The 24343-nt window shown below is 36.5% G+C and carries 23 protein-coding genes; 5 read left to right on the top strand and 18 right to left on the bottom strand.

Annotated features, from left to right (window positions below):
* Positions 1–25: 25 nt before the first annotated feature.
* Complete coding sequence (locus HMPREF1117_RS05715) at positions 26–1012, top strand: L-lactate dehydrogenase (protein ID WP_000176424.1); 987 nt, start codon at positions 26–28, stop codon at positions 1010–1012.
* 115 nt (positions 1013–1127) lie between these two features.
* On the opposite strand, the gene HMPREF1117_RS05710 is transcribed toward HMPREF1117_RS05715, so the two are convergent.
* Positions 1128–1403, bottom strand: coding sequence for an HU family DNA-binding protein (locus HMPREF1117_RS05710; RefSeq protein ID WP_001284646.1), 276 nt, complete (start codon positions 1401–1403; stop codon positions 1128–1130).
* Positions 1404–1510: 107 nt separating this feature from the next.
* Positions 1511–2350 carry a DegV family protein gene (locus HMPREF1117_RS05705; protein WP_000161411.1) on the bottom strand — a complete coding sequence of 280 codons (840 nt, stop codon included), beginning with the start codon at positions 2348–2350 and terminating at the stop codon, positions 1511–1513.
* A 141-nt stretch (positions 2351–2491) separates the two neighbouring features.
* On the opposite strand from HMPREF1117_RS05705, the gene HMPREF1117_RS05700 reads away from it, so the two are divergent.
* On the top strand, positions 2492–3346 hold the full coding sequence (locus HMPREF1117_RS05700) for a YitT family protein (RefSeq protein WP_000592047.1): 855 nt from the start codon (positions 2492–2494) through the stop codon (positions 3344–3346).
* Positions 3347–3487: 141 nt separating this feature from the next.
* On the opposite strand, the gene HMPREF1117_RS05695 is transcribed toward HMPREF1117_RS05700, so the two are convergent.
* The 10 genes from HMPREF1117_RS05695 to HMPREF1117_RS05650 all read right to left on the bottom strand — a co-directional run bounded on the left by HMPREF1117_RS05695 (position 3488) and on the right by HMPREF1117_RS05650 (position 16354).
* The gene (locus HMPREF1117_RS05695) at positions 3488–4903 is read right to left on the bottom strand and encodes an APC family permease (protein WP_001020336.1); all 1416 of its coding nucleotides are present in this window, start codon (positions 4901–4903) and stop codon (positions 3488–3490) included.
* 124 nt (positions 4904–5027) lie between these two features.
* Positions 5028–5591: a thiol-disulfide oxidoreductase-associated lipoprotein SdbB gene (sdbB, locus tag HMPREF1117_RS05690; protein WP_000723324.1), complete on the bottom strand. Its 564-nt coding sequence runs from the start codon at positions 5589–5591 to the stop codon at positions 5028–5030.
* A gap of 13 nt (positions 5592–5604) precedes the next feature.
* The gene (gene ccdA2 / locus HMPREF1117_RS05685; RefSeq protein ID WP_025171579.1) at positions 5605–6312 is read right to left on the bottom strand and encodes a thiol-disulfide oxidoreductase-associated membrane protein CcdA2; all 708 of its coding nucleotides are present in this window, start codon (positions 6310–6312) and stop codon (positions 5605–5607) included.
* Between the two features lie 118 nt (positions 6313–6430).
* Positions 6431–7291 (bottom strand): methionyl aminopeptidase, encoded by an 861-nt coding sequence (locus tag HMPREF1117_RS05680; RefSeq protein WP_000631533.1) that lies wholly within the window; start codon positions 7289–7291, stop codon positions 6431–6433.
* A 27-nt stretch (positions 7292–7318) separates the two neighbouring features.
* The gene (gene spxR, locus HMPREF1117_RS05675; RefSeq protein ID WP_000033815.1) at positions 7319–8596 is read right to left on the bottom strand and encodes a CBS-HotDog domain-containing transcription factor SpxR; all 1278 of its coding nucleotides are present in this window, start codon (positions 8594–8596) and stop codon (positions 7319–7321) included.
* Positions 8589–9140: a GNAT family N-acetyltransferase gene (locus tag HMPREF1117_RS05670; protein WP_001028716.1), complete on the bottom strand. Its 552-nt coding sequence runs from the start codon at positions 9138–9140 to the stop codon at positions 8589–8591. Before HMPREF1117_RS05670 ends, spxR begins: the two co-directional genes overlap by 8 nt.
* A 15-nt stretch (positions 9141–9155) precedes the next feature.
* The gene (locus HMPREF1117_RS05665; protein ID WP_000724902.1) at positions 9156–10415 is read right to left on the bottom strand and encodes a UDP-N-acetylglucosamine 1-carboxyvinyltransferase; all 1260 of its coding nucleotides are present in this window, start codon (positions 10413–10415) and stop codon (positions 9156–9158) included.
* Positions 10416–10599: 184 nt separating this feature from the next.
* Positions 10600–12105 carry a pyruvate kinase gene (pyk, locus tag HMPREF1117_RS05660; protein ID WP_001042834.1) on the bottom strand — a complete coding sequence of 502 codons (1506 nt, stop codon included), beginning with the start codon at positions 12103–12105 and terminating at the stop codon, positions 10600–10602.
* A gap of 58 nt (positions 12106–12163) precedes the next feature.
* Entirely contained in the window at positions 12164–13171 is a 1008-nt protein-coding gene (gene pfkA, locus HMPREF1117_RS05655; protein ID WP_000820861.1) for a 6-phosphofructokinase, read from the bottom strand.
* An 81-nt stretch (positions 13172–13252) separates the two neighbouring features.
* Positions 13253–16354, bottom strand: coding sequence for a DNA polymerase III subunit alpha (locus HMPREF1117_RS05650; RefSeq protein ID WP_000561489.1), 3102 nt, complete (start codon positions 16352–16354; stop codon positions 13253–13255).
* A gap of 291 nt (positions 16355–16645) precedes the next feature.
* On the opposite strand from HMPREF1117_RS05650, the gene HMPREF1117_RS05645 reads away from it, so the two are divergent.
* The 3 genes from HMPREF1117_RS05645 (at position 16646) to HMPREF1117_RS05640 (ending at position 19936) form a co-directional block, all read left to right on the top strand.
* The gene (locus HMPREF1117_RS05645) at positions 16646–18928 is read left to right on the top strand and encodes a Xaa-Pro dipeptidyl-peptidase (protein ID WP_001211993.1); all 2283 of its coding nucleotides are present in this window, start codon (positions 16646–16648) and stop codon (positions 18926–18928) included.
* A 356-nt stretch (positions 18929–19284) separates the two neighbouring features.
* Complete coding sequence (locus HMPREF1117_RS12105) at positions 19285–19458, top strand: CocE/NonD family hydrolase C-terminal non-catalytic domain-containing protein (RefSeq protein ID WP_081480258.1); 174 nt, start codon at positions 19285–19287, stop codon at positions 19456–19458.
* Positions 19459–19465: 7 nt separating this feature from the next.
* A complete protein-coding gene (locus HMPREF1117_RS05640) occupies positions 19466–19936 on the top strand; it encodes an arginine repressor (protein WP_001043023.1) in 471 nt (156 codons plus the stop codon).
* 48 nt (positions 19937–19984) lie between these two features.
* On the opposite strand, the gene HMPREF1117_RS05635 is transcribed toward HMPREF1117_RS05640, so the two are convergent.
* From HMPREF1117_RS05635 to HMPREF1117_RS05610, 6 genes are all read right to left on the bottom strand, one after another.
* A complete protein-coding gene (locus tag HMPREF1117_RS05635; protein ID WP_007556696.1) occupies positions 19985–20140 on the bottom strand; it encodes a hypothetical protein in 156 nt (51 codons plus the stop codon).
* 9 nt (positions 20141–20149) lie between these two features.
* Positions 20150–21460, bottom strand: a complete 1311-nt coding sequence (obgE, locus tag HMPREF1117_RS05630) for a GTPase ObgE (protein ID WP_007556645.1) — start codon at positions 21458–21460, stop codon at positions 20150–20152.
* A 69-nt stretch (positions 21461–21529) separates the two neighbouring features.
* Positions 21530–21664, bottom strand: a complete 135-nt coding sequence (locus HMPREF1117_RS05625; protein WP_000863863.1) for a DUF4044 domain-containing protein — start codon at positions 21662–21664, stop codon at positions 21530–21532.
* Between the two features lie 58 nt (positions 21665–21722).
* Positions 21723–21911, bottom strand: a complete 189-nt coding sequence (locus HMPREF1117_RS05620) for a PspC domain-containing protein (protein WP_000735793.1) — start codon at positions 21909–21911, stop codon at positions 21723–21725.
* Between the two features lie 15 nt (positions 21912–21926).
* On the bottom strand, positions 21927–23249 hold the full coding sequence (locus HMPREF1117_RS05615; RefSeq protein ID WP_001219414.1) for a glycosyltransferase family 4 protein: 1323 nt from the start codon (positions 23247–23249) through the stop codon (positions 21927–21929).
* A 15-nt stretch (positions 23250–23264) separates the two neighbouring features.
* Entirely contained in the window at positions 23265–24308 is a 1044-nt protein-coding gene (locus HMPREF1117_RS05610; protein WP_007556697.1) for a glycosyltransferase family 4 protein, read from the bottom strand.
* Positions 24309–24343 lie beyond the last annotated feature (35 nt).

The following is a 24343-nucleotide window of genomic DNA, read 5'->3' as shown; positions in this document are numbered from 1 at the left end:
AAAAAAGAAGGAGAAATTCAGAAGAATGACTTTAACTAAACAACATAAAAAAGTGATCCTTATCGGTGATGGTGCCGTTGGTTCATCTTACGCTTTTGCACTTGTTACCCAAGGAATTGCACAAGAACTAGGAATTATTGAAATTCCTCAATTGTTTGAAAAAGCAGTTGGTGATGCTGAAGATCTCAGCCACGCCCTTGCCTTCACTTCACCTAAAAAAATCTACGCAGCTAAATACGAAGACTGTGCTGATGCTGACCTTGTAGTTATCACTGCAGGTGCTCCTCAAAAACCAGGTGAAACTCGTCTTGACCTTGTAGGTAAGAACCTTGCTATCAACAAATCTATTGTTGAACAAGTTGTTGCTTCTGGTTTCGACGGTATCTTCCTTGTAGCAGCTAACCCAGTTGACGTGTTGACTTATTCAACATGGAAATTCTCTGGATTCCCTAAAGAACGTGTTATCGGTTCAGGTACTTCACTTGATTCAGCGCGTTTCCGTCAAGCTCTTGCTGAAACAATCGGTGTTGATGCTCGTTCAGTCCATGCTTACATCATGGGTGAACATGGTGACTCAGAGTTCGCTGTTTGGTCTCACGCTAACGTTGCCGGTGTAAAATTGGAACAATGGTTACAAGATAACCGTGACTTGAACGAAGCTGACCTTGTAGAATTGTTCATCTCAGTTCGTGACGCTGCTTACTCAATCATCAACAAAAAAGGTGCTACTTACTACGGTATCGCAGTTGCCCTTGCTCGTATCACTCGTGCTATCCTTGATGACGAAAATGCAGTTCTTCCACTTTCAGTCTTCCAAGAAGGCCAATACGGTGTTGAAAATGTCTTTATCGGTCAACCAGCTATCGTTGGTGCTCACGGTATTGTTCGTCCAGTAAATATCCCATTGAACGATGCAGAAACACAAAAAATGCAAGCATCTGCAAAAGAATTACAAGCAATTATTGATGAAGCATGGAAAAACCCTGATTTCCAAGCAGCTTCTAAAAACTAATAATAAAAAGCTCTCTTTCATAGGGAGCTTTTTTGTCATTTTTTTCGACTATCAAACTAAAAAATCCTATTAACCAAGCTAGAAAGCTTGATACAATAGGATTTTTTGAATGATATTATTTAACAGCGTCTTTAAGAGCTTTACCAGCTTTGAATGCTGGAACTTTAGAAGCTTTGATTTTGATTTCTTTACCAGTTTTTGGATTGCGACCTTTACGAGCAGCACGTTCACGAACTTCAAAGTTACCAAAACCAATCAATTGAACTTTTTCACCAGCTGCAAGGTATTCAGTTACTGCTACTAATACAGCTTCAACTGCTGCTGCTGAATCTTTCTTAGTTAATTCTGTAGCTTCTGCTACTTTAGCGATCAAATCTTGTTTGTTTGCCATGTTAATGATTCCTCCAAAATAATTTATAATTAACAAATATAATCATATCCTAAAATCCGCTTTAGGTCAAGTTAAAAACACTAAAACTTCCTATTTTCTTTAGTTTTTTAGGAATGATAACGAACCAATATAGCCCAAGCATTTTCACCAGTATGGGTCTGAATAATTGATCCAGTTTCTAAAACTGAAATAGGCTTTTCAACATAAGCTTGTAAGCTTTCTTTCATCTCTTTTGCCCATTCAGAGTTACCTGAATAGGATATACCAATTTCGGTTACAGAACGTCCAGCTAGGGATGAAGTAAATTCATCTAACCACTTCTTAAAAGTTTTAGCACCACGCCCTTTGACAATTGGTTGTAATTCATCATTCTTCATTTGCATAACAACACGAATGTTTAGTAAAGAACTGAGTAAACCTGTTACTCGTCCAATACGTCCACCCTTAACAAGGTTTTCTAAAGTAGAGACACCAATATATAGTTCTGTATTATTTTTGATTTCTTCTACTTGTGACAAGATTTCATCTATGTCTTTTCCTTCTTGTGCTAACCTTGCTGCTTCAACAACTTGAAACTTCAAAGCCTGGTCTGTAAATGAACTATCAATAACGGTCACATCTGCTGTTGACAAACTAGCACCTTGACGAGCTGCTTCAACAGTTCCAGAAAGTGCATGCGACATATGAATAGCTAAAATCTTACTTCCATCCTTGGAGAGATCTTCGAATATTTCAGCAAATACTCCGACGGGTGGTTGACTAGTCTTTGGAAGATTTTTACTTTCCTGCATCAAGTGAAGAAAAGTACCTTCCTCTTTCAAATCAGCATCAGAATAAACAACATTATCAATCATTACAGATAGAGGAACAACTGTGATTCCCAATTGATTTACTAGTTCTGTTTCAATAGTAACTGAAGAATCTGTTACAATTTTAATTTTTGTCATAGTTTCAATCTTTCTATTTTATGATTCAGATTGGTTTTCCTAATTTTTATTATATCAAAAAAAGTTTGAAAAACCTAATGAGGTCACTGAAAATTTTCCAAAAAATTTGATATAATCAACTTATAAGAAAAGAGGTTGCCTATGATTAAAAAAATTACTCCCATTCTAACAATTTTATTAGGAGCTGCTATTTATGCCTTTGGTCTTACCTATTTTGTTGTCCCCAATCATCTATTTGAAGGAGGAGCTACTGGGATAACCCTTATAACTTTTTATCTTTTTCAAATACCCGTTTCCCTTATGAATCTCCTCATCAATATTCCACTTTTTATTGTCGCTTGGAAGATATTTGGTGCAAGATACCTGTACTCAAGTATCTTAGGTACGATAGCTTTATCTGCTTGGTTAGCTTTATTTGAAAGATTTCCTCTTCAGATTGATCTTCAAGGCGATTTGCTCATAACTTCCCTTATTGCAGGTATTTTAATGGGAATTGGTTTAGGAATTATTTTCAATGCTGGAGGTACAACAGGTGGCACTGATATTCTTGCACGTATTCTAAATAAGTATACCCATGTTTCTATGGGAAAACTCCTTTTCATTCTAGATTTCTGTATTCTCATGCTGATTCTCCTTATCTTTAAAGATTTGCGCTTAGTTACCTACACTCTCCTCTTTACCTTTATCGTTTCACGCGTAATTGATTTAATAGGGGAAGGTGGATATGCTGGAAAAGCTTTTATCATAATTACCAAGCTTCCTGATGAACTTGCCAAACAAATCAACGATGATCTTGGTAGAGGAGTCACTTTTATTCATGGCCAAGGTTATTACAGTGAAGAAGATTTGAAAATCATTTATTGTATAGTGGGAAGAAACGAAATTGTCAAAATGAAAGAAATGATTCATCGTATAGACCCACAAGCCTTTATCACGATTGCTGAAGCACACGAAATTCTTGGTGAAGGTTTTACTTTTGAAAAGGAAGAAGGTTGATTCAATCTCATCAAAACTTCTAAAAGTTCTTTAATATCTCTTTTCTTCATTACGTTAATTAATATTTACCTTTATTTACTTCTACAAAATCAAAAGACCTAGATAGACAATCATTACATCTTTCTAAGTCTTTTTTAATTTTTATCCATTATTATTAGAAGTATCCATCACTTCTATACTTGAATGTTTATAGCCATAACTAAAATAAATGAAAGATCCAATTAAAAGAGCTACTAGGAAAGCAAACCATGTTTCCGCATTATACTGTAACATAAATGATAAACAGACAACAATTGAGAGAATTGGTAATAACGGAACAAAGGGAGTTTTAAATTCACCCTTAGCAGGTAATCCTTTTCCTCTACGTAATTTTATCAGACCATAAGCTAACATCATTAAATAAGCTAATGTACAAATATTTAAGAAGGAAGCGATACTTGCAAGTGGAAAAATACCCGCTGCTATGGCTGATGCTAATCCTGTTAAGATTGTTGCATTTTTTGGAATTTTACTTGTTTTCGTTAATTTCTTAAATGTTCCTGGTAGTAAGCCATCACGTGCTAAACTATAAATCATACGAGATAGAGCGTAGGTCATAGAAATACATACTGTAATCAGTGTTAAAATAGCAACTAATGAAACATAGTTAGCCGCCCAACTTATTCCAATACTACGTAAAGAGAAGGCAACAGCATCATTAACATTTAATTGACTATAATGAACAATACCTGTTAAAACTAAAGTCACGAGAGCATATAAAATGGTTACAATAGATAGAGAAAGTACAATTCCTCTAGGAATATTTTTTTGAGGGTTTTTCACCTCATCTACAGCCATAGAAATTGATTCAAAACCTAAAAATCCAAAGAACATCAAGGAGGCACCAGCCATAATACCAGTACTAGCACCATAAATTTGACCAAATCCATATGGGGCAAAGTCAGACCAATTATCAAGTTTGATGTGCCAAATTCCCACTAAAACAAATAGTGCTAAAGCAGAAAATTTCAAAATGACTAGAAGCGAATTAAAACGTAAAACAGCTTTAGCATTTAATAAAACTAATAAAGTTACAAATAATAAAACTAGGATTGGTAAAAGGTCAACAAAGGTGCCATCTTGTGGATTGAAAGTTCCATTTAAAGCTTTAGGCAAAGAAATTCCATATTGGAGTAACAATCCTTTAAAGTAGGCTGCCCAACCTGATGCAACACCAGAAATAGCGGTCATAAATTCCATCATTGTTAACCAACCAGCTAACCAAGCAGGGAACTCCCCTAAAATAGCATAAAGATAGCTATAGGCACCACCTGTTGCAGGAATACGAGAAGCAAATTCTGCAAAAAATAAAGCAGATAAGGCAACACACAAAGCTGAGATAACGATTGAAATAACTAGAGATGGTCCAGCTAGTGTAGCTGCTGCAGTTCCAGTAATCGTGAACACACCTGTTCCAACCATAGCACCAATTCCAAGTAGGATTAAATCCCATAACTTCAAATGTCGATGCATTTCAGTTTTATCTAAACTAACATTCTTAGTTCTAAATATATTCATATTCTTTCTCCAAATAAAATGATGATTCTATTTTACCATAAATATAGGATTTAGGTGCATATTTATTAAAATTTTACAAAAAAAAACTGACTACGCTTAGTAATCAGTCTGCTTACATCTTTGTTTAATTCATTTCTTTAAATGCAGCTTCTGCATCAGCATTACTAATAGCACCAAATTGAATCTTTCCGATTTTTCCTTGACTATCGATTAAATACTCTGTTGGAATACTTCGAATCTGATATGCCTGGAACGTGGTTGCTTTAGTGTCATATAGGACTGGAATATCCTTATATCCTTGTTCTTGAAACCATTTTGGAAATTCTTCAACTGTTTTTTCACCTTGAATTCCAGGCGCGATAACACTTAAAATTTCAAAATCACGATCTTGTTTCGCTGCCAACTCCATTAACTCAGGCATACTTTTTCTGCAAGGTCCACACCAAGAAGCCCAAAACTTCAAATAAACCTTTTTACCCTTATAATCAGAAAGTTTGACTTCTTTGCCATCCATTGATTGTAAAGCAAAATCTGGCGCATCTTTTCCTACAGCAATTTGTTGTACAGGTGCTTGTTGGACTTGTTTTTGGGATTCTTGTGCGCCTTGAGTCTTTTTATCTTCTTCACTACAAGCCATTAATACCACCAATGATAAGAGACTCAATCCTGTAAGCATTATTTTTTTCATTTTTCTCTCCTTTTTATCCGAGTAATCCTGATAAAGCATTTAGTTGCCCTAACATTAATAAAATTCCCATTAATATTATGAGGAAGCCTCCTATTTTCTTAAGTAATAGCATATGAGGTTTGATTTTACTAAAATAAGGCATGACAATTCCTGAAGCTAAAGCTAAAATTAAGAAAGGAAGTGACATTCCCAAAGTGTAGATTAAGGTTAATAGAGCTCCCTGTACTGCCCCATTACCACCGGATGCTGCCAGTGCTAGGACAGAACTTAAGATAGGTCCAATACAAGGTGTCCATCCAAAACTGAATGTAATACCTAGTAAAAATGCAGATAAATAACGATTAGAAGTCGATTTTTTTAAGCTAATACTTTTTTGAACCTCTAATTTCTTAAAATGAAAAATTTCCATCTGATGGAGACCTAACAAGATAATGATAGTTCCCATTGCATATCTAAACCAAGTTGCATACAAGAGATTCCCAAGGAAACCTGCACCAAATCCTAAAATAAAGAAAATAAGAGAAATACCTGCAATAAAGCAAAGCGTTCTGATAAGCCCTGACCATGCAACCTTTTTTCCAAATAGTGAAAAGTATTTTTCATTATCTTGATCATCTAATAAAATACCAACATAAACTGGTAGTAATGGAAAAATACAAGGTGAAAAAAAGGAAAGTACACCAGCTAAAAATACTGAAATAGAAAATAGTATGTTTTCCAATAAATAACCTTCTTTCATAAGAATAATTCCATTGTACTATAAATATAATTTTTTGTAAGAATTCTGCTACGGTAGAAATCTTAAAAATAAAAAAGGAGCCTTGCCCCTTTAAATCTAATTAATATGTGCCTTCTTCACCTTGACTGGTCAAGATTACAGGACCATCCTTGGTAATAACGAATTGATGTTCATATTGACAGGATAGACCACCGTCAATTGTCTTATGTGCCCATCCCGTTTTCATATCTGTATCGATTTCCCAATCGCCAGTGTTGATCATCGGTTCAATCGTCAAGACCATTCCTTCACGAAGACGGAGACCACGACCAGCAATACCATAGTTAGGAACCATTGGTTCTTCATGCATAGTCGGCCCTACACCATGCCCAACTAAATCTCGGACAACACCGTAACCACGACTTTCAGCGTATTCTTGAATAGCAGCACCAATATCACCAATACGGTTACCCACTACCGCTTGCTCAATACCTTTATACATAGCTTCTTTGGTAACGTCCATCAGGTTTTTCACTTCTTCAGACGGTGTACCAACTGCATAAGCCCAGCATGAGTCTGCCAAACCACCAGAATAGCTTTGGGTATATTTTTTTACTTGCTCTACATTGTTGAAGTTCAGTTTAGAGACGTTAAGATCAGATTTAGCAATAGGACCACCTAAAACCATATCAACTTTAAGCAGGTCACCATCCTTCAAGATATAATGACGAGGAAAAGCATGGGCTACTTCATCATTAAGAGAGCAACAGGTAGCATAAGGATAGTCCATCATTGCACCGTCAACTCCAATCTGAAGCGGAAGGAAATTTTCTTCTTTACAACGTCGACGAACATACTCCTCGACTTCCCACATATCGATACCGGGCTTGATCAAATCACGTAAACCGATATGAATACTAGCCAAGAAATCACCTGCCTTATCCATGGCTTCGATTTCACGTGCTGATTTTAATGTTATCATGTTTTTACCTAGTTTCTAAATAAGATTCTAATTGATTTTTACCGTTACATTTGCTTTTGAAACAATTTGATGACCGTGATAAATATCATAATCAATAATAGCAGATCGTCTTGTATGATGGATGATACGAGCTTGGATACGTAAAGTATCATCTATCTGGACAGCCTGTAAAAAGTAAATAAGCATTTGTTCAATAATAAGACTACGTCCACTATTGACAACTAAATCTTGTGTCATATGACTCAAAATTTCTGCCAGTACACCATTTGCAAGAACTCTATTTTTTTCTAGCATAAATGGTTCTACTGTAATGACCACTTCATCATGATGATAAGAAAGTTTCTGTCCAATTTGTTCTGAAAAAGTTGGAAGAGCTGAAACTTGAGAGCGACTCATCTTTTCCATAACATCTCTTCTAGTAACGACACCAAGTAAGGTTTGATTACTTCGTACCACTGGAACCATCTCAAAGTCTTCTGCAATCATTCTTTGGCTAACATTAGCAATATTGGTCGCTAAACCAGTAAGGAAAACACTACGTGTCATAACCTTATCAATAGTTGTACTGGGAGACTTGTCACCAGCATCTCTCATGGTTACAACACCAACAACAACTTGGTGTTGGTTAATCACTGGAAAACGGCTACTTCTATTTTTCCGTACCAAATCTAGATAATCTTTTACTGTATCTGTTTCCCGAAGAAATCCATACTCATGACTTGGTCGATAAAGTTTCTCTACTGTTAAGATATCTGTTTTAATCTGTACGTTTGACAGAGCTTTGTTAATCATAGTTGCTACTGTAAAAGTATCATGTTTACTTCTTAAAACAGGAATTCCTTTTTGGTTAGCAAGTCGTAATACTTCTTCATTTACACGAAAACCTCCTGTCACAAGAACAGCATTTTCATTTTCTAATGCAAGAAGTTGGATACGAGTCCTGTCTCCTACAATCAATAATCCTCCATCATGAAGATAGGATAAAATATTTTGCTCAGTCATAGCTCCGATAGAGAACTTACTGAATTCCCTCTCTAGACCTTCTTTTCCAGCTAAAACTTCAGATGAGGTAACATGAGCTATTTCTGCATAATTCAATTTTTCAATAGCTACTTTTTTCGATTTAACACGAATTGTACCACTACGAGGACGAGTCTCCACTATTCCACGATTTTCAGCTTCTTTGATGGCACGATAGGCTGTTCCGTCACTAACTCCCAAATGATTAGAGATACTGCGGACACTAACACGCTTACCAACTGGTAATTCTTCCAAATAACTTAGAATTTCCTGATGTTTACTCATCGAATTCTCCTTTTACATATCGAAATTCAAGATAATCGCGCATTTTTCTTGTATAACGATCACTTCCCTTAAACTGACGAAAAAGACTAAATCCAGCTTTGAGAGCAACTTTTTGACTCGCTTTATTTTCTACATGAGTAATAATAGATAATTGCCTTAAACCTAATTCTTCAAAAGAAAGTTGGACAAGCTTTCGAACAACTTCAGTCATGTACCCCTTGGACCAGGAATCTATTTTCAAAAAATAACCTATTTCAGCTTCTTTTTTTATCTCATCAAGTCTTTCAAACTTAATTGAACCAATCATTTGCTGATGTTCCTGATCACAAATAGCCCAAACACCCAAAGGTGATTTCATAAAATAATTAGCCAGTGTATATTGGCTTTCTTGTAAACTAGTTTGACTTGGAAATATGAATTGTAAATTTTCAGGATTTGTAGCAATCTCATAGAAGGCCTGGCTATCACTAAAAAAGAAAGGACGCAAATACAAGCGATCCGTCTCAAAAAAAGAAAACTCTGCTAATTTGGTCCAAATATTCATAAACACCTCAACGGTTTAGTCCTCAACTAGTGCAATATCTGCTCCTAAATTACGTAATTTTTCTATGATATCTGAATAACCACGTAAGATAAACTCGACATTTATTATTTCTGTTTGTCCTTCAGCCATCAATCCAGCAATCACTAATGCAGCTCCGGCTCTCAAGTCAGTAGCTTTAACACTTGCTCCACGCAAACTATTACCACCAGTATATAAAATGTGACCATTAGTTGTTGAAATATCCGCATCCATCTTTGCTAATTCGAAAACATGATTTATACGTTTTTCATAAATCGTGTCGACAATAGTACCACGACCTTCAGATTTGAGCAAAAGAGGAGTAATTGGTTGTTGTAAATCTGTAGCAAAACCTGGATATGGAGCTGTTTTAATATTAATTGCTTTTAAATTAGCTTGCTCTTCAACAAAGATACTATCTTCTGAAACAGTCATTCGAACACCCATTTCTTCCAATTTGGCAATAAAACCTTCTAAGTGTTCGTAAAGTACGTTATTAATACGAATTCCCTTACCGACTGCTGCAGCCAATGCGATGTAGCTCCCTGCTTCAATACGATCTGGAATCACTTGGTGACGAGTACCATGAAGTTTTTCAACTCCATCAATAGTAATAATATCCGTCCCAGCTCCTCGGATATGAGCTCCCATATTATTCAAAAGGGTTGCGACATCAATAATTTCAGGTTCACGAGCTGCATTTTCAATGATAGTCCGTCCTTTAGCTTTTACTGCAGCAATCATTGTATTGATAGTTGCTCCAACACTAACGGTGTCCATATAGATGCTCGCACCATGAAGAAGTTTTCCTTGGGTAGATAAATTCATATTATCTCCCTTATAACTCACCTTAGCTCCCATCGCTTCAAAAGCTTTTAGATGAAGGTCGATTGGTCGAGGACCGAGGTCACATCCACCTGGAAGCCCTACTGTAGCCTCACCAAATCGGCCTAGTAAGCTACCATAAAAATAATAAGATGCGCGAAGACTATTTATCTTGCCATAAGGCATAGGAATATTTTGCACACCTCTTGGATCAATCTCCAAAACATCATCATAACGCTTAACAGTTGCTCCCATTAATTCCATTATTTCAACCAAACTAGCAACATCAGAAATATCAGGAACACAGTCCAAGATCACAACATCGTCAGCCAAGATTATAGCTGGAATTAAGGCCACTACACTATTTTTTGCACCACTAATGGTGATTTCACCTTTTAATGATAAACCACCATTGATAACAATTTTTTTCATTTTAAATTTTTAATACTCTTTCAAAATTTCTAAAAAGGTCCTACATTAAAGTATATCATAATTTCTGTCTTTTTTCCATCCTTTATAATTTTTAATAAATGTTATCAATAAATAAATATCAAAACAAAAATAGCCTATCACACAAGCGATAAAGCTTGATATGATAGGCTCTTTTTCATTTTGATTAGCGTACTGTACGGATACGCATTGTGTTTGTACGAACAGCTTCTCCAACAGGAACACCAGCAACGATAACAATATCATCACCTGACTCAACAAGACCTGCTTCAACCGCTTTACGTTCAGCGATTTCAAACATGTCATCAGTTGATGAAGGAGCATCTGTTAACATTGGGATAACACCCCAGTTCAACATCAATCCACGCTCAGTCAATTCGTCAAATGTCAATGCCAAGATGTCAGCATCAGGACGGTATTTCGAAATCAAACGAGCTGTGTGACCTGTCTTAGTAAGAGTTACAATCAATTTAATATCCATTGAGTTAGCAGCGTCTTTAACTGCTGAAGCCATAACTTCAGTCTTAGAGTTACGCTCGAAATTATCAGAGTTCAAACGTCCATACTCTTTAAGAAGAGTTTGTGCATTTTTATCAATTGTAGCCATTGTAGTTACTGACTCAAGTGGGTATTTTCCATTTGCAGACTCACCTGAAAGCATAGTAGCATCAGTTCCATCGATTACAGCGTTAAATACGTCTGATACTTCTGAACGAGTCGCACGTGGTTTTTCAGTCATTGTTTCAAGCATGTTTGTAGCTGTAATAACGACTTTACCAGCTGCGTTAACTTTAGTGATAATCATTTTTTGGTAAACTGGAACCATTTCGAATGGTACTTCGATACCCATGTCACCACGAGCAATCATAATACCATCAGCAGCTTCGATGATTTCATCCAAGTTATCAATACCTTGTTGATTTTCAATTTTAGCGAACAATTGAACGTGTCCGTTTCCAGTTTCTTTACAGATTGCACGAACTTCTTCAACGTCTTTTGCAGTACGGACAAATGAAATCGCAATGAAGTTAATTCCTTGTTCAAGACCAAAGCGGATGTCATCGTTATCACGTTCAGCAAGTGCTGGGAAAGGAATTTTAGTGTTAGGAATGTTTACACCTTTTTGTTTTGCAATAACACCGTCATTTTCAACTTCAACTTCAAATTCACGAGTTGCATCATCTTTCGCAACTACACGAAGACCAAGTTTACCATCGTCAATCAAAACTTGGCGTCCAACTTCAACATCATCATAGATATCAAGTGAACCAGCAACGTTCAATGCAATTACTTCACGAGTTGATTGAATTCCTTGTTTAGTTGCAACACGAATTTTTTCACCAGTTGTGTAAGAGTATTCTTTTGCATCTCCTTCGAACAATTCTGTACGGATTTCTGGTCCTTTAGTATCAAGAAGGAAACCTACTTTTTTACCTGCAAGTTTTTCAGCAAGTTTAACAGTTGCCATACGGTCACCTTGTTCTTGGTGGTCACCGTGAGAGAAGTTGAAACGGAATGTATTTGCACCAGCTTCAATCAATTTAGCAATATTTTTAGCTGAAGCTTCAACATCAAGTTTTCCACTCCAGTATCCATCTTCACCATATTTTTTACCACCACGGATTTCAACCGCAGGACCCAAAGTTGCAACGATTTTTACACGTTTGTTCATGATTTTTGTGACTCCTTTATATATATGACCTTTTTGGTCTAGTTAACTAAATTATGGATTATGATAAGCTTTTATTCAAGTTTGAAAGCTCAAGATCTGCTTTATGTGGGTTGTTAACCACAATCTTACCATCTGCAGTCAAGCTAAACAATGCCCCTTCTTCTGCAGTACCAAGAATTGGGTTTTCAACCATTTTCTCATTACGGATACCTACCGCAACGCCGCCGATACCTTCTTTAAGAAGTTTAACAGCATGTGCTCCCATACGAGAAGCCAATACACGGTCACGCGCAGTTGGAGAACCACCACGTTGGATATGTCCAAGTTCTGTTACACGAAGATCACTTGTGTCTCCAGCTTCTTTAAGTTTTTGACCAAATTCAGCAGCAGACATAACACCCTCTGCTAAGACGATGATATTGTGTTTTTTACCACACTCATAACCACATTTAATGCTCTCTACGATATCTTCAAACTTGAAGCCTTCTTCAGGAATGATGATTTCATCAGCACCAGTTGCAATACCAGCCCAAAGAGCGATATCACCAGCGTTACGTCCCATAACTTCGATAACAAAAGTACGACGGTGACTTGATGATGTATCACGAATCTTATCGATAGCATCCATAGCAGTAGTAACTGCTGTGTCAAAACCGATTGTGAAGTCAGTACCAACGATATCATTATCGATTGTACCAGGAAGACCGATAGCTGGGAAGCCGTGTTCAGTCAAACGCATAGCACCGTGGTAAGAACCGTCACCACCGATAACAACTACACCTTCAATCCCGTGTTTTTTTAATTGCTCAATCCCTTTAAGTTGCCCTTCAAGTTGAGCAAACTCTGGGTAACGAGCTGAGTGAAGGAAAGTACCACCACGAGAAATGATGTCTCCTACTGAAGCTGCATCTAAGGGATGAATTTCACCAGCAACCATACCAGCATATCCATCATAGATACCAAATACTTCCATTCCTTCTGAAATTGCTTGACGAACTACCGCACGAATGGCAGCATTCATACCAGGGGCGTCTCCACCACTAGTCAAAACAGCAATACGTTTCATTTGGTTTATGCTCCTTTTTCTTTTAACATTCTAACTGATTATATCACAATTAATTGGAAAATTCTTCTATTTTCCGTAATTTTAGCGATAAATCGTTTTCATAACAATTCCATTTAATTTTGACTCTAACTCAGGAGATTTCATTACAAAATGTTTAGAGCTGATAATTGTTTGTTTTTCCTCCTCATACCTTATTATAACTGGAATTGGACCTTTAAAATCATCTAAAATTTGAAAGATTACTTGATCATTTTCATGATTTTTAACTTGTATCCAAAATCGCTCTGCTACTGCTTCTCTGATTTCTTGTGCAATCATTTGCAAACGACCATCACGAGACTGTACTTTCCCTTTTATATAATAAAAGCCACCTTCTTTAAGTTCATGCCCCTCTTTTCTATATATTTCAGAAAATAAGGTCACATCTAGTCTCTTTTTACTATCATCAACTTGTAAAAAGGCCATATTTTCGCCTTTTTTGGTTCGAATAATTTTAATTTTTTGAATTTCAACCAATATAATACAAGTTAAGTTATCTGTTAATTGTGCTATTGAGGTTATAGGATAAATAGCTTTTTTTGCTATCGTTTGTAGCGGATGCTTACTAATTCCTACTCCAAGAAGTTCATATTCTTGGTAAAATTTTTCTTGTTCAGTCCAATCATCAGAATCTAGCCAATTATAAATGGAATCACCAAATAAACCTTGCAGTATCTCTGCAAAATCAAATAAGTTTTGTAAATTTATAAATACTTTTTGGCGATTTTGTTCAAATGAATCAAATAGTCCAACTTTTACTAGTGGCTCAAGAAGAGGAATTTTACGATAATTTTTAGGAAGCTTGGAAATAAAATGCTCAATATTTGAAAAAGGTCTATTTTCAATGATCCAAAGGGCAAGATCTTTACTAACTCCTTTAATAGATTTTAAGCCAAGATAGATCTTTTTGTTTGAGATTTTATCGTGATAAGGTATCGTATTTAAATCTAATGGCGCTACTTCAAATCCCATCTCTAAAGCATCTGTGAGGTAATCACTGCTAGAAGCATTCAACAATACTTGATAAAAGATAGCTGGAAAATGGGTTTTAAAATAAGCTAATTGAAAAGCTAGAGCAGAGTAAGCATATGCGTGAGATCTGTTAAAGCCATAACCCGCAAATTTTTCCATCACATCAAAAACTTGTTCTGCTTTTTCCTTACTATGACCATGTTCTACTGAACCTTGAATAAAGGAAGCCCTCATTTCATGCATAGCTACTGGATCTTTTTTCCCCATAGCCCTCCTTAAAATATCAGCTTTCCCCAAACTAAATCCTGCAAAGCGTTGAGCAACCTGCATGACCTGCTCTTGATACAGCATAATTCCATAGGTGGGAGCTAAAATATCTTCTAAAACTGGATCTAACACAGTCACTTGTTCCTGACCATGTTTTCTAGCGACGAAGTTATTGATGTAATCACTAGCCCCTGGTCTATTTAATGAAGTAGTTGCTACTACTTCTTCGAAACATTCTGGTTTCACACGCTTAAGTAAACGTATGGCTCCAGCTTGTTCAAATTGGAAGATCCCTTTTGTATTACCAGAAGCAAAAAGCTCCAAAGTTGCTCTATCTTCTAGATTAATTTCTTTTATGTTTAGATGAATTCCTTCTGATTCTTTCAATAATTCTGCCATTTTTTGGACAAAGGTTAAATTTCGGAGACCTAAAAAGTCCATTTTTAACAAACCACTCTCCTCAACACCGTGAGCATCATACTGTGTTAGGGGAATTTCATCACCATGTTTTAGAGGAATGTAATTTGTTAAATCTTGGTCACTGATTACCACACCAGCAGCATGTACCGACGTCTGTCTTGGATATCCTTCAATCTTACAAGCAATTTCAAAAGCTTTTTGATATTCTAGTTTACTATTGATTTGCTGGCGAAACTGGAGATTCCCCTCATAAGCCGTCTTAAGAGTATCACGAAAATTAATTTTTTTTGTGATTGCTGTCAATTCATACTCTGGTACCCCATAACGTTTCAAAACATCACGAAGCGCTTGCTTGGCACCAAAGGTTGAAAAAGTAAGAATTTGAGCAGCATGTTTACTACCATATTTATTACCAACATACTTAATAAAATCTTGACGATGAATATCAGGGATATCAATATCAATATCCGGCATAGTATAGCGTTCACGGTTAAGAAAACGTTCAAAAATCAGATTTTTCTCTACAGGATCAATTCCAGTAATATCAAGAGCATAGGCAACTAAACTACCAACTGCAGAACCCCGTCCCATACCCATATAGTAGCCTTCACTAGTTCCGAAACGAAGCAAATCCCAAACAACCAAGAAATAGTCATCAAATCTCATATCATGGATGACTGCCAATTCTTCTTCTAAGCGTAGCTTATACTTGTCTCCAAACAAACCTTTTTGAGCTAGTCCTTGCTCTGCTCGTTCTCTCAATTCTTCTACTGCTGGTCTATTCGGATTAAAACGAGGTAGTTTCAAACTAGTATCAAAATCATAAGATACAGTTGAAATAAGATTCTCCAAGTTTTCAATAGCTTGAGGAAAGCGTTCTTGAAACAATTTTTTTAAAGATTTGGCTGATAAAAACACATCTTGTTGAGAGGGCATTGGAACTTCTCTCAAAGGAACATTTTCTTTAATTGCTTTTAGGACTTGTAAAACTTCCCTATCATTTTTTTCAAAAGAATTGACACGATAAAGGGGCAAAATAGGACGATTGAATTCTGTTACCAAGGTTTCCGGATAAACACCAATATAGTAATCACAACCTAAATCAAGGTTTTCAATACCAGAAAAATAAGGAACAATTACCGCGATATCAAATAGATACTGGGATAGGACAGACCAATCTTTCTCACCTTGCATCTTAGCTGTAGAGAGCTTCATCAACTGTTGATAACCCAGACTAGATCGCGCTAAAAAACGCAGATTAAGATCAATCCCATCAACTAGTGTAGTCATTTCAACCCCAAGTAAGGGGCTAAGGCCATATTGATTTGTAATCTCTAGAAAGTCAAAAGCACCATAAAGATTGTCAATATCCATCATAGCCAAATGAGTATAGCCATAGTCTTTTGCTACTTTCACATACTTGTCGATTGAAATGACACTATCCATAAAACTATAGACTGTTTTTGTATCTAGTTGTGCGATCAATTTACACTTCTCCTCTATCGTTCGTTCTCACTATATTATACCATTTTCTTTAAATTTCTATTAGTATTACTGATGCTTTAATGTTTAATAACTCAAATCCTAGTTGACTAGACAATCCTTGCACGATTATCAAAAGTATCACTAATATTTTTGTATTTAAGCTTATCATTTTACATGTTTTTTTATAAATACTTATTTTTATTTATTATAATTTCTATGAACTTTTATAGTTTCTTTTCTCTCTATTTTTTGATATAATAACCTTAATATATTTCATTAATAGGAGGTTTTATGCGTTTTAATCAATTTAGCTATTTTACGCTACCTAGAGATACAATCATCTTTGAATTAAAAAAGTATGGATTTAATTTTCCAGTCAACATTACAAATAAAAAAATGCTTGAAGCGTTTCTTATTCGTTTCTTTTTTAATTATAAAGATAGTACCTATCCTCTGTCCAGTTTAGCAGTTGATAAAGAAACTGACTTACTGACTTTTTTTCAGTCAGAAAAGGATTTGACTGCAGATATTTTCTATACTGTAGCCTTTCAACTCTTAGGTTTTTCTTACTTGATTGACTTTGAAGACAGTGATGTTTTTCGTAAAGAGACTGGATTTCCTATTGTATATGGTGACTTGATTGAAAATCTCTATCAGTTGCTCAATACTCGTACCAAAAAGGGAAATAATCTTATCGACCAACTTGTCAGTGACGGTCTTATTCCTGAGGATAATGACTATCACTACTTTAACGGCAAGAGTTTGGCTACTTTTTCTAGCCATGATATCATTCGAGAAGTCGTTTACGTTGAGTCTCGTGTCGATACTGACCAAAAAGGTCTTCCAGACCTAGTCAAGGTCAGCATTATTCGGCCTCGTTTTGATGGGCAAATCCCTGCTATCATGACAGCCAGTCCCTATCATCAGGGAACAAATGACAAAGCTAGCGACAAAGCTCTTTACAAGATGGAGGGCGAGCTTGAGGTTAAACCTGCACACAAGATTGATCTAGAAGAACCTCAATTAAATTTCGTCCAACCTCATGGTCAAGCTGAGCTTGTGGCAGAAGCTGAGGAAAAGCTAACGCACATCAACTCTAGCTATACACTCAACGACTACTTCCTTCCACGAGGTTTTGCCAATCTCTATGTTTCAGGTGTCGGTACCAAAGACTCTACTGGTTTCATGACTAACGGGGACTACCAGCAAATTGAGGCTTATAAAAATGTCATCGACTGGCTTAATGGTCGTTGTCGTGCCTTCACTGACCACACGCGCCAACGTCAAGTCAAGGCTGACTGGTCAAACGGAAAAGTAGCTACAACTGGACTTTCCTATCTAGGCACCATGTCCAATGGTCTTGCGACTACAGGTGTAGATGGTTTAGAGGTTATTATTGCCGAGGCTGGTATTTCTTCGTGGTACAACTACTACCGTGAAAACGGTCTAGTAACTAGCCCAGGTGGTTATCCAGGTGAGGACTTTGACTCCCTTGCTGAACTAACCTACTCTCGTAATCTCTTGGCTGGTGACTATATCCGTGGTAATGAGCCTCACCAAGCTGACTTAGAAAAAGTAAAAGAGCAGTTAGATCGCAAATCTGGTGACTACAATCAGTTTTGGCATGACCGTAACTATCTGCTCAATGCCCATAAGGTAAATGCTGATGTTGTCTTTACTCATGGTTCTCAGGATTGGAATGTCAAACCACTTCATGTTTACCAGATGTTTCACGCCCTTCCTGCTCATATAAACAAGCATCTCTTTTTCCATAATGGTGCCCATGTGTACATGAATAACTGGCAATCCATTGATTTCCGTGAGTCCATGAATGCCTTATTGGCTAAGAAATTATTGGGACAGGAAACGGATTATCAACTTCCTACTGTTATCTGGCAGGATAATACCGCTCCTCAGACTTGGCTATCACTTGATACCTTCGGTGAGCAAGATAACTTTGAAACCTTCGCACTTGGTCAAGAAGAGCAAGTTATTCAAAACCAGTACTCAGATAAGGATTTTGAGCGTTATGGTAAGACATACCAGACCTTCAATACGGAACTTTATCAAGGGAAAGCAAACCAAATTACACTTGACCTTCCTGTGACTAAAGATCTTCACTTGAACGGTCGAGCTCAGCTAAATCTTCGCATCAAATCCAGCACAAACAAAGGTATTTTATCTGCTCAACTACTGGAACTTGGTCAAAAGAAATACCTACAACCTTATCCAGCTATTTTAAGTGCTAAAACCATTGACAACGGTCGCTATCATATGCTGGAAAATCTCTGTGAATTGCCATTTCGTGAAAATGAACAACGAGTCGTGACAAAAGGCTACCTCAACTTACAGAATAGAAATGATTTACTGTTAGTAGAGAATATAACTGCAGATCAATGGATGGATATCCAGTTTGAACTGCAACCAACTATTTACAAGTTAAAAGAAGGAGACACTCTCCGTTTAGTCCTCTATACTACTGACTTTGAAATCACCATACGTGACAATACCGCTTACCACCTGACTGTTGATCTTGAACAGTCTACTCTTATCCTACCTTGTCAAAAGGTATAATATATCAGACTTTCAATACGGAAATATTCCAAAGAAAAGTCAATCACATGATCATTTGCTTTCCTAGAATCAAATATTTCCACATGATAGTCGAACTAAACATAAATCTTGTATCAAATCAAGACCAAATAAGAAATTATGATAATCCGCCTGCTTGAACTTGGACAAAAAATCAACAACCCTATCCAACAGTTCAGTCTGGAAGGACTATCGATAATGTTCAATACCATATGTTGGACAACCCCAGTAAATTGTAATCTAGTGCAATTACATAACAAGTCGTGACAAAAGACTACCTTAATTTGCAAAATTGACAGGATTTGCTAACAATTGAGGACATCCACGCAGCTAAATAGATAGATATCCATTTAGAACTGCAACCAATTATTTACAAGTTAGAAGAAGGATATAATATCAGATTGGTCCTTTACACAACTGACTTTGAAATGACAATACGTGACAATACCGCTTACCACCTGACTGTCGATCTCGCTCAGTCCATGCTTACTTTACCTTGTCAAAAGGAGTAAACACTTTATGAATAAATCAGAACACAGACATCAACTTATTCGGGCTCTAGTTAGCAAAACTAAAATACATACTCAAGCTGAGTTACAGTCTCTTCTTGCTGATAATAATATTCAAGTTACACAAGCTACTCTCTCACGAGATATTAAGAGTATGAATTTATCTAAAGTAAGAGAAGAAGATAATTCTTACTACGTACTTAATACTGGATCAACCTCAAAATGGGAAAAGCGCCTTGAAATCTTCATGGAAGATGGCCTTGTTTTAATGCGTCCAGTTCAACACCAAGTCCTATTAAAAACCCTACCTGGCTTGGCTCATTCATTTGGCTCTATTATTGATTCTCTAAATTTCCCTGATTCTATTGCAACACTTTGTGGAGATGATGTTTGCCTAATTATCTGTGAAGACGCTGACGCGGCTCAAAATTGTTTTAATGAACTTAAAAAATTCGCTCCACCTTTCTTCTTTGATGAATAATAATAAATACCCGTGTCTAGACTGACACGGGTATCTCTATCTTCTTAACTAAGATTGATTTTCTTGTTTTGTTCGAGCTAATCTAAGAGCACGATTAGGATTGAGACGATTAAACAATTCTTCTAATTTTTTTTCATTCCAAACATCTGCTGCTGAAACAAAATTACCATCAGCATCACGAAAAGATATCGGTTTATCTCCCATGTTATTCTCCTAATCAACAAATTCAAACTCAAACTTACCAATTCTAACTAGATCACCATCTTTAGCTCCCCGCGCACGAAGGGCTTCATCAACACCCATACCACGTAACTGACGAGCAAATTTCATCACGGATTCGTCACGATCAAAATTGGTCATGTTAAAGAGTTTAATGAGTTTTTCACCTGAAAGTACCCAAGTAGCATCATCATCACGGCTGATTTCAAAGGCCTTTTCTTCTTCATCAAATCCGTAATATACTTCTTCTTCCATATCAGACTCATCATAAAGAAGAAATTCTGGAGTTTTATCTAGCAATTCAGCTGTTGCATCTAGAAGTGTTGCCAAACCTTGCTTGGTCAAACCAGAAATAGGGAAAATAGCAGGTAATTCTTCAAATTCATCAAAGTTTTCAGAAAGTTTTTTCTTGAATGCTGCTAGATTTTCCTGACTTTCAGGCATATCCATTTTATTAGCTACAATGATTTGAGGACGTTCCATTAATCGAAGATTGTATGACTCTAATTCCTTATTAATAGCAAGATAATCTTCATAAGGATCACGCCCTTCGCTAGCTGACATATCAATAATATGAAGGATGACACGGGTACGCTCAATGTGACGGAGGAACTGAGTTCCCAAACCAACACCTTGACTAGCCCCTTCAATCAAACCTGGCAAGTCAGCTACTGCAAAGGATTCACCTGATTGGGTACGAACCATACCTAGATTTGGCACAATAGTCGTAAAGTGGTAGGCACCAATTTTTGGTTTAGCGGATGTGATAACACTTAAAAGGGTTGATTTCCCAACAGATGGGAAACCTACTAAACCGACATCTGCCAAGATTTTTAGTTCCAATTGTAACTCACGCTCCTGACCTGGTTCTCCATTTTCAGAGATTTCAGGTGCAGGATTTTTTGGTGTCGCAAAGCGGATATTTCCACGTCCACCACGACCACCGTGGGCTACAATAAACTCTTGCCCATGTTCAATCAAATCTGTCAAGACCTTGCCTGTCTCAGCATCACGAACAGTCGTACCTTGTGGCACTCGAACTCTAAGATCCTCGGCACCACGACCATGCATCCCTTTGGTCATTCCTTTTTCACCAGAATCAGCCTTGAAATGACGATTGTAGCGGAAATCCATCAAGGTACGTAATCCTTCGTCTACAACGAAGACCACATTGCCTCCACGACCACCATCACCACCCCAAGGACCGCCATTAGGGACATATTTTTCACGGCGAAAGGCAACCATACCATCGCCACCATTACCAGCCTTGACCTTAATCTTGGCTGTATCTAAAAACATACTCATTTTTTTCTTCTCACTTTAAAAAAGGGCTGGGAAAACCCAGTCACAAAAATTATTTATAAGTAATCCAACTTATAGATTACTCAAGGCACCAATTGCAGTTGCAAAGATCCCAAGTAAACTTGCAACCAACATAATAAACACAATCAATAACGTTAATTTTTCAAACATTGTTTTTTTACGGTTTCCATTATCACCAAAAGCCATTTCATACTCCTTATTAACATTCTATTTTCTATTATCTTAGCACGAATTATTCTAGTTTTCAATAGTCAGATGAGACTGGTGCAACAATCAATAAGATAATATAAGCCAATATACTGACACCATAAAATAGTGCTAGGACACCCCAAATTACTCGTACAATGGTTGGATCCATATCGAAATAATGTGCAACACCTGCACACACACCGCCGAGCATCTTATCACTACCACTTCGCATTAATTTTTTCATCTCAATTTCCTCCTATCAATCTACTTCTTTCCAGTAGTCTTTAATCTTTTTTAACTTTGTTTTAGAGGTCTTTAACATCCGTCTTGAACCTTTAACGGGTACTGCAACAACTTTCTGTGGCAAGTATAAAACTGTCTTAAAAATTCGCTTGCCGACTGTATCTTCTTTAGCCAATTCCTTTTGAAAATTATTCGATATGATAGCATCCAAGTAAAATTCATGAACCCGTTTTCCGAAGTTCTCCGCAGAAATCTCATATAACTTATCAGCCAATTTAAGTTGATTCATATCAGGTGTGACTAACAATGCTTCTAAAATTGCTCCTGCTAAATCACTATCTACATAATACAAGGTACCAAACATCTTATCATTGATCAAGTTATCTAAATAGGGATTGCCATGAGCAATAACAGGGGTACCACTTGCTATGCTTTCCAAAAATGTTAAACCTTGAGTCTCACTTGTAGATGCTGAAATAAAGAAATCTGCTGCCTTATAGTAAAGGGCTGTTTCACTAGGAGCAATCATACCTGTAAAAATCACAGAATCTTGAATTTCTAATTCTAAAGCCTGCTCTTTTAAACTATCAAGGTATGGACCATCACCAGCCACAACCAGTTTTACCTGGTTTTCTTCTTTTAAAACTTCTGCAAAGGATTTTAGAACTGCTTGAATATTTTTTTCATAAGAAATTCTAGAAAGGCTCAACAACATTTTTTCATTAGGATGAATGCCTAATGTCCTACGTAAGTCATTCAGATGTTCTTTCTTGATTTCAGGGCGTTCAAATTTTGCCAACTCGATGCCTGTAGGAATGACTCTTTTTTCAACATTGACCTTATAGTCAGACAGTAAATCACAAACAATCTCACTTGGACAAATCACGCCATCAACATCATGCAAAAATCCTCTGACCAAATACTTAACCATACTCGGACGAATCAATAAACCTTTGGCGATATAGTGAACATAGTCCTCATACTGAGTATGATAGGTATGAATTACAGGTATTTTTAGTTCTCTTGCAATCCAAATCCCTAATAAACCTAGAGAAAATTCTGTCTGTGTATGTATAATATCTAATTGGTATTGCCTAGCAATTTCAAGAGCCTTGCTAAAACCTCGATAAGCAAAACGTCTATCTTTAAATGCAAAGAAAGGGACACTCGGTATTCGAATAATTTGCCAATCTTCATATCGATTGACATCTTTATCAGTCGTAGTAAAAATAAAGACTGAGTGACCTTCCTTTTCTAATTCCATTTTCAAGGTTCGAATACTGGTTGCAACACCTGAAACTTGAGGAAAATAGGTATCTGTAAATAAACCAATTCGCATAGATTACCTCACTTCTTACTTTCTCCCTAAAGCTGCTTGTTTTTCATAAAAGTCCAACCATATTTGTAAAAGGTGCTCTTCTGAATACTCTCTAGAAATCTCCTTAGCCTTTTCCTTCAACTCTTTCAGAGTCTTAGGATTTTCTTGATATTCTAAAATAGCTTGTTTCATCTCTTCTTTATCTGCTGTAGCATGATAATTACCTTCAAGAATAACCTTGTAAAGATCCAAGTCACGCAACATAATAGGAGCATTACAACTGGCTGCTTCTAAAATAGTCATAGGAAATAACTCATTGTAACTAGGTAGTAAGAAAAGGTCAGCTAAGGCGTATAGCTCACGCATTCGTTCTGGCGACACAATACCTGGAAAGAGCAGATTCTTTGGTGGATTTTCCATAATTTTTTTATACTTTTCATAACCATCGGTCATACCACCAAAAGAAAAACCTCCGGCCCAAATAAAAGTTACCTGGGGTAATTCTTCGGCCAATTGAATAAAATCGTCAATCCCTTTACGTTTTTGGACTTGTCCCGCACCAACAACTACAAATTGATTCTCTTCAAGACCTAATTCCTCTCGAAGTTCTAGGACTTGATTTTCAGGTAACGGATGCCATTTTTCCTTGTTTACAAAGTTTGGAATGTAGGTAATTTTTTCTCGTGGAATCCCTGCACCTACTAAATCCTCAATAAACATAGGATTAACAACTACCAAGTGTTCCATACGATTGTAAAAAGAAAAAACGTAACGTTTCACAATTCCTTTTAAGAAAAAAGGAATTTTTAAACTTCCCTCCAGAGTGTCCGGTAAAAAATGAACATAGCCAATTTTTCTACCTGAACGTCTTTTTTGAAATGTAGATAAATAATAAGGTAAATCAATTGTATGAAAATGTGTCACATCAGCTTCAATAGGAAGATTTTCTGTAACAATCAATTCTTCTTTTGCATCACGTTGGAGAAGATGAACTAATTCACGGTATGCACCTGAAACACCTTGACCTGCTACTTTTTCACTTGAGCTCAACATATTGATACGTAATTTCTTTTTATTCATAGCTACTATTATATCATTTTCTTCAATGAAAATCA

Origin of the sequence: Streptococcus sp. SK643, assembly GCF_000259505.1 — a bacterium.
Classification (GTDB): Bacteria; Bacillota; Bacilli; order Lactobacillales; family Streptococcaceae; genus Streptococcus.
Note: the sequence above shows the minus strand (reverse complement) of the source record. Positions and strands in the feature narration are given on the sequence as shown.